6 protein-coding genes are annotated in these 12,905 nt (G+C 54.3%); 2 read left to right on the forward strand and 4 right to left on the reverse strand.

The window, feature by feature from the left end; translation table 11 throughout:
• Positions 1-435 precede the first annotated feature (435 nt).
• Positions 436-1,161: a bifunctional 2-polyprenyl-6-hydroxyphenol methylase/3-demethylubiquinol 3-O-methyltransferase UbiG gene (gene ubiG, locus OK412_RS01590; RefSeq protein ID WP_010671459.1), complete on the reverse strand. Its 726-nt coding sequence runs from the start codon at positions 1,159-1,161 to the stop codon at positions 436-438.
• A 177-nt stretch (positions 1,162-1,338) separates the two neighbouring features.
• On the opposite strand from ubiG, the gene gyrA reads away from it, so the two are divergent.
• Positions 1,339-4,011 (forward strand): DNA topoisomerase (ATP-hydrolyzing) subunit A, encoded by a 2,673-nt coding sequence (gene gyrA, locus OK412_RS01595; RefSeq protein WP_022625068.1) that lies wholly within the window; start codon positions 1,339-1,341, stop codon positions 4,009-4,011.
• Between the two features lie 899 nt (positions 4,012-4,910).
• A complete protein-coding gene (gene rcsC, locus OK412_RS01600) occupies positions 4,911-7,763 on the forward strand; it encodes a two-component system sensor histidine kinase RcsC (protein WP_167433225.1) in 2,853 nt (950 codons plus the stop codon).
• A gap of 54 nt (positions 7,764-7,817) precedes the next feature.
• Here the strand turns inward: rcsC and rcsB are convergent, their stop codons facing one another.
• Genes rcsB through OK412_RS01615 form a run of 3 tightly spaced genes read right to left on the reverse strand, consistent with a single transcriptional unit; the run spans position 7,818 to position 12,301 of the window.
• Positions 7,818-8,468 carry a response regulator transcription factor RcsB gene (gene rcsB, locus OK412_RS01605; protein WP_009089068.1) on the reverse strand — a complete coding sequence of 217 codons (651 nt, stop codon included), beginning with the start codon at positions 8,466-8,468 and terminating at the stop codon, positions 7,818-7,820.
• Between the two features lies 1 nt (position 8,469).
• Positions 8,470-11,127: a phosphotransferase RcsD gene (gene rcsD, locus OK412_RS01610; protein WP_010248389.1), complete on the reverse strand. Its 2,658-nt coding sequence runs from the start codon at positions 11,125-11,127 to the stop codon at positions 8,470-8,472.
• Positions 11,128-11,146: 19 nt separating this feature from the next.
• On the reverse strand, positions 11,147-12,301 hold the full coding sequence (locus OK412_RS01615) for an MFS transporter (RefSeq protein WP_010248386.1): 1,155 nt from the start codon (positions 12,299-12,301) through the stop codon (positions 11,147-11,149).
• Positions 12,302-12,905: the final 604 nt, after the last annotated feature.

Below are 12,905 nucleotides of genomic sequence, written 5' to 3' on the forward strand. Positions count from 1 at the left end.
CACTACATCTAGGGGGTGATGGGAAAAGCCATAACTACATGGGGGCATATTTTAGTATTTTACGGCCGCTTAACAAGAGCAAAAAATGATGGCTGGAGGGGTTGTAATTCTTGCGAAATTTCTTAGCCCACGCCTTGTAAGGCCTGGCATCATGTCAACCAGATCACACTTTTTTTTCTTATTATGATCGGGCGCGTGTTTCTTATTCAATCCTCAGGATTCAGCAGGAAAAGGGATGAAAAATGGCTAAAAGCCGCTAGCGGGTTGCTGGTCAGCAGAGAATCGGATGCGGTAACGCTGAAGAGGATGGAACCGGGCTGATGTAACCTATTGGCAGACATCAGAATGCCTCTGGCGCGGTGAGTGCTGTGACCGGCACAGGGAGAACGGGCGCAGAAGAGGGGATGCCCGCCCTGATTCAGGCGGGCGGGTCACTCAGACGGCGCGGTGGGTGTGCACCATATAATTCACGTCAGTGCCGGGAGCCAGTTTGAATCGGTTAGTCACCGGGTTGTAATGCAGGCCAATGATGTGGCGTTCACGCAGGGCCGTTTCATCGACCCAGCCCAGCAGTTCGGAAGGACGGATAAATTTCTTCACGTCGTGAGTGCCGCGCGGCAGCATGCGCAACACATATTCCGCACCAAATATCGCCAGCAGCCAGGCTTTTGGATTGCGGTTCAGCGTAGAGAAGAAGACTTCGCCGCCGGGTTTGACCAGCTTCGCACAGGCGTGAACGACTGAGCGCGGATCCGGCACGTGCTCCAGCATCTCCATGCAGGTCACCACATCATATTTTCCGGCGTGCTGCTCCGCATGCTCTTCGACGGTCTGCTGCACGTAGTCCAGCGTCACTCCACTCTCCAGGGCATGCAGGCGCGCCACGGCCAGCGGTTCCGCGCCCATGTCCAGGCCCGTGACCACGGCACCTTCGCGCGCCATGCTTTCGGCTAAGATGCCGCCGCCGCATCCGACGTCGAGCACGGTTTTACCGAATAAGCCGTTGCTGTGCTGCGCGATATAGCCCAGGCGCAGCGGGTTAATGCGGTGCAACGGTTTAAATTCACCCTCCAGATCCCACCAGCGCGAGGCAACGGCCTCAAACTTGGCAATTTCCTGCGCATCGACGTTCTGCTGATGATTCTGCGGTTGTGCATTCATTGAATCGTAACTCCTGACAAAATGTGCCCACAGTATAAACGCTTAACCGCAGATGGCACACCTTTCAGGCGCAAGGAAAAGCGGGTGAAATCGGTGGTTAGCGTTCACCAGAGCATTGCAGTGTGATATACTTTCGCACCTTTAAAATCCGGGATTAAGTAGAGGGATAGCGGCTCCATGAGCGACCTTGCGAGAGAAATTACACCGGTCAATATCGAAGAAGAATTAAAAAATTCTTACCTCGGTTACGCCATGTCGGTCATCGTTGGCCGAGCTTTACCCGATGTGCGTGATGGCCTGAAGCCGGTTCATCGTCGCGTACTTTTTGCGATGAGTGTACTGGGTAACGACTGGAACAAACCCTATAAAAAATCTGCCCGCGTCGTCGGTGACGTTATCGGTAAATATCACCCGCATGGTGATTCCGCCGTTTACGACACCATTGTACGTATGGCCCAGCCTTTCTCCCTGCGTTACATGCTGGTGGACGGACAAGGCAACTTCGGTTCCATCGACGGCGACTCCGCCGCGGCGATGCGTTATACCGAAATTCGCATGTCGAAAATCGCCCACGACCTGTTAGCTGACCTGGAAAAAGATACCGTCGATTTCGTACCGAACTACGACGGCACTGAGCAGATCCCTGAAGTTCTGCCGACCAAAATCCCTAACCTGCTGGTGAACGGCTCTTCCGGTATCGCCGTAGGTATGGCAACCAACATTCCGCCGCATAACCTGCGTGAAGTGATTAACGGCTGCCTGGCTTACATTGAAAATGAAGACATCAGCATTGAAGAGCTGATGGAGCACATTCCGGGGCCTGATTTCCCGACCGCCGCTATCATCAATGGTCGCCGTGGCATCGAAGAAGCGTATCGCACCGGACGCGGTAAAATTTATATTCGTGCGCGTGGCGAAGTGGAAGCTGATGCTAAAACGGGCCGCGAGACCATCATCATTCATGAGCTGCCGTATCAGGTTAACAAGGCACGCCTGATTGAGAAGATTGCGGAGCTGGTGAAAGAGAAGCGTGTCGAAGGCATCAGCGCACTGCGCGATGAGTCTGATAAAGACGGCATGCGTATCGTGATTGAGATCAAGCGCGATGCGGTTGGCGAAGTCGTGCTGAATAATCTCTATTCACTGACCCAGCTGCAGACCTCGTTTGGTATCAACATGGTCGCCCTGCATCAGGGTCAGCCGAAGATCATGGCGCTGAAGGAGATTCTGGACGCCTTTGTTCGCCATCGTCGTGAAGTTGTGACGCGTCGTACTATCTTCGAACTGCGTAAAGCGCGCGATCGTGCGCATATCCTGGAAGGTCTGGCGATTGCGCTGGCGAATATCGATCCTATCATCGAGCTGATTCGTCGTGCACCAAACCCGGCAGAAGCGAAAGCGGGTCTGATTGCGCAGTCGTGGGATCTTGGTAACGTGTCAGCGATGCTGGAACGTGCCGGTGATGACGCCGCCCGTCCGGAGTGGCTGGATCCACAATATGGCATCCGTGATGGTCAATACTATCTGACCGAGCAGCAGGCTCAGGCGATTCTGGATCTGCGTCTGCAGAAACTGACCGGTCTTGAGCACGAGAAGCTGCTGGATGAGTATAAAGCGCTGCTGGAGCAGATCGCTGAGTTGCTGCGCATTCTGTCGAACGCGGACCGTCTGATGGAAGTGATCCGCGAAGAGCTGGAGCTGATGCGTGATCAGTTCGGTGATGAGCGTCGCACAGAGATTACTGCCAACACGGCTGACATTAATATCGAAGACCTGATCAATCAGGAAGATGTTGTGGTGACATTGTCGCATCAGGGCTATGTGAAGTATCAGCCGCTGACCGACTATGAAGCGCAGCGTCGTGGTGGTAAGGGCAAGTCAGCCGCACGTATCAAAGAAGAGGATTTCATTGATCGTCTGCTGGTCGCCAATACGCATGACACGATTCTTTGCTTCTCCAGCCGTGGCCGTCTCTACTGGATGAAGGTTTATCAGCTGCCGGAAGCAAGCCGTGGCGCACGTGGACGTCCAATCGTCAACCTGCTGCCGCTGGAAGCCAACGAGCGTATTACGGCGATTCTGCCGGTACGTGAGTATACCGAAGGCTTTAATATCTTTATGGCGACCGCGCTCGGTACCGTGAAGAAGACCGCACTGAAAGAGTTCAGCCGTCCACGCAGCGCGGGCATTATTGCCGTGAATCTGCGTGACGACGATGAGCTGATCGGTGTGGCGCTGACCAACGGTAACGATGAAGCGATGCTGTTCTCAGCGGCCGGTAAAGTGGTGCGCTTTGCAGAAACCGCAGTCCGTGCGATGGGTCGTACCGCCTCTGGCGTACGCGGCATCAGGCTGGCTGAAGGCGATCGCGTTGTGTCATTGATTGTGCCGCGTGAAGAGGGTGCAATTATGACCGTGACGCAGAATGGTTACGGCAAGCGTACTGCCAACAGCGAATACCCGACCAAGTCGCGTGCGACTCAGGGTGTTATTTCAATCAAAGTGACCGAACGTAATGGTCCGGTGATTGGCGCCGTTCAGGTCGTTGATGGCGATCAGATTATGATGATCACCGATGCCGGTACGCTGGTGCGTACCCGCGTTTCAGAAGTGAGCGTCGTGGGTCGTAATACCCAGGGTGTGATTCTGATTCGTACCGCAGAGGATGAGAACGTCGTGGGTCTGCAGCGTGTTGCCGAGCCGGTTGAAGAAGAAGAGCTGGATTCAATCGACGGTAGCGTGGCGGAAGGCGAGGAAGATATCGCGCCGGAAGCAGAGAACGACGATGAAGAGATTGCGCCGGAAGCGGATGCAGAAGACGAAGACGACGCGGCTGAAGACGAAGAGTAATTTGTCTGGCGTGAGCTGAGGTTCGTTGCAGAAACGGCAGGTCAGGGGAAACCCGGCCTGCCGTTTTTTTTGTGTGATGGGGAGGGAGCAGGGAGCTTAGGGCTGGAGGCTGGTTGCTGGTTGCTGGTGGCTGTGAGTTGGGAGCCGCCGAAAGGCCCACTATGCCCGATCGCAAAGGATTCCCGCATCCATGCGGATCGGCCACGCCATCCCTGGCGTGGACGCTTTGCTCTTCGGGCATAGCAGGCCTTTCTTGTTGGGGTTGTGATGTCGCTTTGATGGGATGGGCGTGTTGTTTGAGGTCTTAGAGGCGGGTCGGGAAAATGGCTGATGGCTGTGAGTCGGGAGCTGCCGAAAGGCCTGCTATGCCCGATCGCAAAGGATTCCCGCATCCATGCGGATCGGCCACGCCATCCCTGGCGTGGACGCTTTGCTCTTCAGGCATAGCGGGCCTTTCTTGTTGGGATTTGGGTGTCGCTTTGAGGGGATAGGCGTGTTGTTTGAGGTCTTAGAGGCGGGTCGGGAAAATGGCTGGTGGCTGGTGGCTGGTGGCTGTGACTCGGGAGCCGTCGCAAGGCCTGCTGTGCCCGATCGCAAAGGATTCCCGCATCCATGCGGATCGGCCACGCCATCCCTGGCGTGGACGCTTTGCTCTTCGGGCACAGCAGGCCTTTCTTGTTGGGGTTGTGGTGTCGCTTTAAGGAGATGTGTGCGTGCATTTGTTTGAGGGGGAGAGGCGGCGACTTCTTCCTAAGATAAAGATGTTGCTTTGGCTGTCTTAAAAGATTCCCAAACCGCCCGCTAAGCCTGCGGCTGGCTGGCTTTTTACGCCCGATAAAGCTAGTGTATGGGCATTAAAAATCGATGATGCGACTAACCTTGCCAACTGCGAGTTACCTTTGAAATATCCTGTCTCTTTCCGCACTACGCTTCGCATCTCGCGCTATCTTTTTCGCGCGCTGGCGCTGCTAATCTGGACGCTGGGCGCCGTTCTTACTGCGTTTTACATTATCAGCGTGCTGCACAATAAAGAGACGCAGGTTCGGCAGGAGTTTGCCAGCAACTACGGCACGATAGAGTGGTATGTGCGCCATTCGGCGGACATGATGCGTGAGCTGAAATATATCACCGAGAACCGCTTAACCAACGCCAGCAGCGGTCTGGATGTGCTGACCGGTATGATGCCAGGCAAAACATCTCAGCCGCAGTTTACGCCCCTGTTTTCGGATGGCGACTGTACCTCGATGAGCAATACCTGGCGCAACTCGCTCGACTCACTCAGTTACTACATCAATTACTGGAAAAGTAACTTCGCCTCATCGTATGAGCTGAATCGGGTGTTCTTTATCGGTGGCGAGAGCCAGTGTCTGGCCGACTTTACGATTGGCAGCAGCAATGCTGACCGGGAACGCAGCCTGAAATCGCTGCGTGAGAATGTGCTGCGCTATCGCAATAGCAGCGAAGAAGATCGCCGCAATCCGATGTACTGGATTAACAGCAGTGCTCAGCCAGGCGTCGGAACCTTCTTTATGGTGGTGCCCGTCTACGTTGCTAATAAGTTACAGGCGCTACTGGGCGTCGAACAGAATATCCGGCTGGATGAGTTTATTCAGCCGGGCAGCCTGCCGATTATCGCGTCCATTACCGATGAAAATTATCGTCCACTGCTAAATTCGCGGCGCGGCGGGCTGGGCTTCTCGCTCGATAGTCTTCCTGATGATAAAACCTGGTTCGGATACCTGAATGGTTATCGTCAGCTGGTTCTGAAAAAGCCGCTGCCGCCTTCCGATCTTAACGTGGTGTGGTCGATATCTACCGACGTGATGGTGGATCAGCTCAAGCTGATGATCATTAATGCGCTGCTGCTCAATATTTTCAGCGCTGTCATTCTGTTTACCCTCGCCTGGCTGTTTGAGCGCCGGATGTTCCTGCCGGCGGAGGAGAACGCGCACCGGCTGGAAGAGCATGAGCAGTTTAACCGTAAGATTGTCGCCTCTGCGCCGGTCGGGATCTGTATTTTACGCACCAGCGACGGCACCAATATTCTGAGTAACGAGCTGGCGCACAATTATCTGACGTTGCTGACGCAGGAAGATCGCCTGCGGCTGAATGAGATTATTGGAGGGCAGCAGGTCAACTTTGTCGATGTGCTCACCGGCAGTAATACCAATTTGCAAATCAGCTTCGTGCATTCGCGCTATCGTAATGAGAACGTGGCGATTTGCGTGCTGGTCGATGTCTCGGCGCGCGTGCGGATGGAGCAGTCGCTGCAGGAGATGGCCCACGCGGCAGAGCAGGCGAGCCAGTCAAAATCGATGTTCCTTGCCACGGTCAGTCACGAACTGCGCACGCCGCTTTATGGCATTATTGGTAATCTCGATCTGCTGCAGACCAAAGAGCTGCCCAGCGGTATCGACTCGCTGGTGACGGCGATGAACAACTCCTCCAGCCTGCTGCTGAAAATCATTAGCGATATTCTCGACTTCTCAAAAATCGAGTCAGAGCAGCTGAAAATTGAGCCGCGTCCGTTTGCACCTCGTGAAATCGTGACCCACATCGTCGGCAACTATCTGTCGCTGGTGGTGAAGAAGCGGCTTACGCTCTACTGCTTTATAGAACATGACGTTCCGCAGGTGCTGGACGGCGATCCGCTGCGTCTGCAGCAGGTGATCTCTAACCTGCTGAATAACGCGATTAAGTTCACGCATACGGGCTGTATTATCCTCCACGCTTACGTTGCGCAGGGCTATCTGGCATTCCGCGTCCGTGATACTGGCGTTGGCATTCCGGCGAAAGAGCTGCCACGCCTGTTTGATCCTTTCTTCCAGGTGGGAAATGGCGTGCAGCGTAATTTCCAGGGCACCGGGCTGGGACTGGCGATCTGTGAAAAGCTGATCAATATGATGGACGGCGACATTGAGGTCGACTCAGAGCCAGGTATGGGCAGCCAGTTTATTGTGCGTATTCCAATCTACAAAGGGCAGAAGCCGTCACTGATGCTGCTGGAGGATTTACAGGATAAGAAAATCTGGCTGGCGATGCGCAACGAGTACCTCGCGGAATTTATTACGCGTCAGATTCAGCAGCAGGGCATTCAGGTCGCAGAATATAACGGTAAGCCCGGCCACGACGATGTGGTGATGACCGATTACGAACTGGATATTGATGTTCCGCTGCGGGCGCTGGTCACTTTCGATGGATCGCATGTGGATATGCCGCGTGAACGTCAGCCCGGCCGCTGGATCCACTCTACCGCCACGCTGCATGAGGTTCCGGCGCTGCTGGCGCGCATCTATCGGATCGCACTCGGCAACGACGCCGCAGATGCGCTGTTGCTGGCCGCGCCGGTAGAAGAGAAAGTGCATAACGATGACATCATGGTGTTGATTGTCGATGACCATCCGATTAACCGCATGCTGCTGTCGGAACAGCTCGGCACGCTGGGCTATCAGGTGAAGACTGCGCAGGATGGCGTTGATGCACTTAATGTACTGAGTCGTAATGAGATTGATATCGTACTGACCGACGTGAACATGCCGAATATGGATGGTTATCGCCTGACGCAGCGGTTGCGTCAGCTGGGCCATCTCTTCCCGGTGGTTGGCGTGACGGCGAATGCGCTGGCGGAAGAGAAACAGCGTTGCATGGATGCGGGCATGGATAACTGCCTGTCGAAACCGGTGACGTTAGATGTGCTGAAAGTGACGCTGGCAATCTATGCTGATCGGGTACGTAAAACGCGGATGGGGTAGGGCAGGAAAGGGCAGAGGCGAGGCGGTGCAGGCTGCACCGCCTCAGGAAGTAACTTAGTCTCTTTCGACCTGAGTCTGGCTGACAGACGACAGGTAGTTCAGCAGTGCGATATCGTTATCCACGCCCAGTTTCATCATCGCTGATTTCTTCTGGCTACTGATGGTTTTGATACTGCGGTTCAGCTTCTTGGCAATCTCGGTGACCAGGAAACCTTCTGCAAACAGACGCAGCACTTCGCTCTCTTTCGGTGACAGGCGTTTGTCGCCATAACCACCCGCGCTGATTTTCTCCAGCAGTTTCGCAACGCTTTCCGGCGTATATTTCTTGCCTTTCTGCAGTGCAGCCAGTGCCTTTGGCAAATCGGTTGGCGCGCCCTGTTTCAGTACAATCCCTTCGATATCGAGATCAAGCACTGAACTCAGAATCGCCGGGTTATTGTTCATGGTCAGAACAATAATCGAGAGATCCGGGTAGTGGCGTTTAATATATTTAATCAGCGTAATACCATCGCCATACTTCTCACCTGGCATAGAGAGGTCGGTGATCAGGACGTTGGCGTCAAGCTTGGACAGATTATTGATCAGTGCTGTTGAGTCTTCGAACTCACCTACAACGTTAACCCATTCAATTTGTTCCAGAGATTTTCGGATACCGAAAAGGACAATTGGATGGTCATCGGCAATAATTACGTTTAAGTTATTCATCTTATTGGTTACCTTGCTGCAGCAGTTGATTGACGTAAGCGTCAATATCACTGGTGGTATTTGTAATGTTTGAATCGTCACACGCTTTAATGTGGTGTTCTAACTCTTCACAAAGCTGTTTGCCGGGAGTCAGATTGAGCATGGCAAACACGCCCTTTAGGCGATGCGCTGTCTGAGCAAGCGAGGCGTAGTCCTTTTCCGCCGACTCAGTATACAGCCTCTTCACATCAACCGGTACTGTCTCCGTAAACAGCTGGAAATAGCCGCCGCTCATCAATGGCGTGGCCGCGTCGTCTTCCGTGTCGTTATCCATCACATCATGCGACAGTTGCTTCTCTATCAGTGCCAGCAATGCATCCAGCAGCGCATTACTGAGATTGAAATTGACCCGATACTGCTGGTCGTTCAGTGCATGGTGCCCCAGTTCATCTTCCGCCAGCAGCAGTGCCCAGCCGCTAAGCTTTGATGGATCGTCGGTCACCAGCACATCGTGATCCTGACCGGAAATGCGCTCGTCGGGTGTCAGACAACGCGCTCCCCAGTTTTCCAGATGGCGGCAGACAATTTTATGCACGTCCTCCACGGTGATCTCCACCAGCGCGGTAACGCCATCCAGAATTTTTTCCTCTTCTTCTTCGCGCTTCTGCTCCAGCACCAGCGGCAACTGCATGTTATAGCGCGTGCCGATATCCGCTTTTGCCACGATATCCAGGCTGCCGCCCATCTGCTTGCAGAGCTGCTTACACAGAAAGAACGCCATGCCAGAAGCCTGTCCGTAGCGATCCTGACTGGTATCGCCCAGGAACGGGAAGTCGACATTGGCCAGTTCATCCACCGTCAGGCCCGCACCGGTGTCCACCAGTTCGATAATCAATCTATCGGCCTGCTTGTCCGCAGCCTTAACTTCCAGGGTGATTTTCCCCCAGCGGGTGGTGGTCAGGGCGTAGTGCATCAGCGTGGTCAGCACTTTACGCAGGGCGCGACGGTCGCCAAAGCGCGTCTCATCATTAGCCAGGTGATTATTCACCACCAGCGACAGCCCTTTGCGGCGCATCAGCGGCAGGCTTTCCAGCGCGATCTCATCCAGCAGTTCCTGCAGGTTAAAGACGGTCGCATCGGGTGACCAGTCGTGCGCCTCAAGCCGGTTCAGCAGCACGATATCATCCACCAGCCGCGCCAGCCCCTGACTCTCATCGAGCAGATCCAGCACGGTCTCATCGGCATCACGCTGGCTGAGCTGTACCAGCTGCGTCACCATCTTCTCCAGGGGCTGATTCAGCGCATGGCCCAGATTGTGCAGCAGCTGCTGTCGCATCTGATGGTTACGATCCAGCACCTGCTGCGCTTTTTGCAGCTTCTTATTCACCAGCAGCTCGCGATCCTGGTCACGCATCATAAACAGCTGGGTATGCGGCGACAGCACGCTGCGGGCGTGGCGAATCTCATACACTTCGTTATTGATGGTGGCCTGCAGCACGCCCTGATGCTGGTCGGACATATTAATGATCTTCTGCAGATTGAGGTGAGGCAAAAGATGTTCAGCAATCTTATTGCTCAGCAGGGTGCGGTTGCTGGCAAAGTCATACACCAGCAGACCGACCGGCAGACTGGCCACAATCTCTTCATTCAATACCCGCAGCGAATCGAGTTCAGCGCTCTGGTTCTCGCTGGGACGCAGCGACTGCTGGCGCAGCAGCACGATACCCGCCAGTGAAAGCAGGAACAGCAGCAGGTTAATCAGCAGCGGCCAGAGCAGATTATGCAGGGTGTCGATAATCAGACGGCCAATCGGCACCTGATAAACCAGCTGCAGCGAGGTGCTGGGCAGGGTGGCCGTAATCTCGATATTGGGATTAACCAGTGAGATGCGGGTATTTTCCACCTCCTGCTGTTCACTGCTGCTGGCAGGCATTGAGCTGTCCTGACGCAGCTGGAAATTTTCCAGCGGCATGTTCTGCGGAACAATATCGTTAACCGGCAGATCAAAGGCGACCACCGTGGCCAGATGGCCTGGCTGATTAAAGGTGGTACGCAGCGTGAAATAGTGATCGTTCTGGAAGGCGAGGTGGCGCAGCGGTGAGAAACTCTCGCGCTCATCGAGCGCATTCGCCTGCTGCAACATCTCAGCACGACGGCCATCAACCATTGAACTGATGGCGCTCTCTTTATAGCGCGTCGCCATATCTTTCAGCGGCAGGGTCGAGATCATAATCAGGCTATTGTCCTGACCATTTAAAAAGTACATCGACCAGGTGGGATTTTCTGCGCCCCACAGCGTGTCGAGATAGTTCGACATCCGCATGGTCATGTCCAGCGTGCTGCTGTCATGTGAGCCGAAAATCAGCGCTTCCGTTTTACGCCGGGTTTTTTCCAGGTAGTAGACGTCAGGACGCAGTCGCGTCTCCTGCAGGTTACTGCCGGGTGTTGCACCTGCCGCACTGGTAGAGAGGTTTTCATAGATCTGCCAGGTGGCAAAGCGATAGGCATCAATGCGCTTCTGAACGTCACGTGCCAGATCGTCCATGGCATAGCGCTTCCCGGTCAGCCAGGCATTCACCGAGTTATGCACCATAAAGCCCAGCGCCAGCAGGAGCACCAGATTGAAAACCACAAAAAAGCGGGTGACGTTGCCGGAGGTCAGTGGAAACTTATACAACATAGCGTGTCAGGTACCTGAATTATTGCGCAACTTTTCGCGCACTGGCGGCTACCGCTAACAGCAACAGGGCGATCGCTAAAAATGCGCCGCTGAGGCTGATCCATTGCGAAATGAATCCGATTAAAGCCGGACCTGAGAGAATACCCGCATATCCCAGCGTTGTCATGGCAGAAATCGCCAGGTTCGCAGGCATATCCTGTTGATTCCCGGCAGCATTGAACAACATCGGCACCGTGTTAGATAAACCAAAGCCGACCAGCAGGAAAGCCAGCAGGGCGATCTCCGGCCACGGCAGCCAGACGGCCAGACTCATGCCCGCGGCGGCGGTCAGCGCGCCGGTCAGCATCACCGGGTAGCGACCAAAACGCTGGATGATCTTATCGCCGCTAAAACGGCCCAGCGTCATCGCCACGGAAAAGACCGCATAGCCCAGCCCGGCCCAGGCGGGTGACATCTCCGGGTTCTGCAGCAACAGCAGCGCGCCCCAGTCCAGCACGGCCCCTTCCGCCAGGAACAGGATAAAGCAGAGCAGGCCAAGAAACGCGACCCAGCCGCGTGGGATCACCAGCCAGGGTTGATCGGGCTGATGCAGGCGTTCATTCATTAAGACCGGCAGTCGCCACAGCAACAGCAATAACATCACTGCCATCACCACCAGCGTGGCGGCCAGGGGTGTAAAAGACTGGCTCAGCAACAGGCTGACCGTGCCCGCACCCAGAATCCCGCCAAGACTGAAGAAGCCATGGAAGCCGGACATCATCGGTTTATCCGCCGCCTGCTCAACCTGAACCGCCTGATAATTCATCGCCACATCCAGCATGCCCAGCCCGGCGCCAAACAGCATCAGCGCAGCCGCCATGACCAGATGAGAGTCAGCCGTGGCCAGCAGCGGCATCATCATCAGCACTAACAGGGTAGAGAAGCACATCACCCGACGGCAGCCAAACCGCGCCACCAGTGTGCCGGTCACCGGCATCGCGGCCAGCGAACCAATACCCAGACAGAGCAGTAACGCGCCCAGTGATGCACCGCTGAGCTGCAGACGATCGCGGGCAAACGGCACCAGTGGAGCCCAGGCTGACATTCCTAAGCCATTGATCAAAAAGATGGTGCGTGTGCCCCAGTTCAGGCGGCTCTGATGTTTGTTTTGTTGTGCAGCGTCCAGTGCGGTCATAGGTCAGATTCATCAATGGTAAAGCGGAAAAGTGTAGCACTGGCCGTGAGTCAGTGGTCGTTGCGCCTCTTATCAGGAAGGGGGCAGCAACATGGCATAAATGACAAAACCGGGAGTTTACCGACTTTTGTCGCGCTGCGAATTTTTTCCAGAACTTTCCTGGCATGACCACCGCCCCGCAGAATGACTTAACTCAAATTTCACTGTCGTTTTTCAACGACTTGCTGCTGAAAAATCGGATCAGGGCCACTGATAAATGATGGCTGAATCGCTTAATGAACAAATTTTTTTTACAGCCATGATGTTCCGGTAGTGATGGTTTTTTAACCTTCCCGCATCATTTCCGGAAACAGTCAGCAATAAATTGACATGTAAAAACAAAGGCAAAGCGGATTTTATGAAAACCTTTTTTCAAGTGAGGCTTATGTAATGAAGATTAAACCATAATGAAATCTGTACATTGAAATTGTTTTTTAACACGGCTACGCTAAAAGTTAATCTGTCAGAAACGTTACATTTTGCGTGAGTCTGTACAAGTAAAACTAACAATAATAGCGTCACTCGCCACTCTTATTAGGGACGTGTGACCAGCTTTGGCTTTGCC

This window comes from Pantoea sp. JV6 (assembly GCF_025910055.1).
GTDB classification, from domain to species: Bacteria; Pseudomonadota; Gammaproteobacteria; order Enterobacterales; family Enterobacteriaceae; genus Pantoea; species Pantoea agglomerans.

What these genes read in the sequence shown, in the direction of transcription:
- OK412_RS01615 (WP_010248386.1), bottom strand. Translation starts at nt 12,301, where the DNA reads ATGACCGCACTGGACGCTGCACAACAAAACAAACATCAGAGCCGCCTG.
- rcsB (WP_009089068.1), bottom strand. Translation starts at nt 8,468, where the DNA reads ATGAATAACTTAAACGTAATTATTGCCGATGACCATCCAATTGTCCTT.
- ubiG (WP_010671459.1), bottom strand. Translation starts at nt 1,161, where the DNA reads ATGAATGCACAACCGCAGAATCATCAGCAGAACGTCGATGCGCAGGAA.
- gyrA (WP_022625068.1), top strand. Translation starts at nt 1,339, where the DNA reads ATGAGCGACCTTGCGAGAGAAATTACACCGGTCAATATCGAAGAAGAA.
- rcsD (WP_010248389.1), bottom strand. Translation starts at nt 11,127, where the DNA reads ATGTTGTATAAGTTTCCACTGACCTCCGGCAACGTCACCCGCTTTTTT.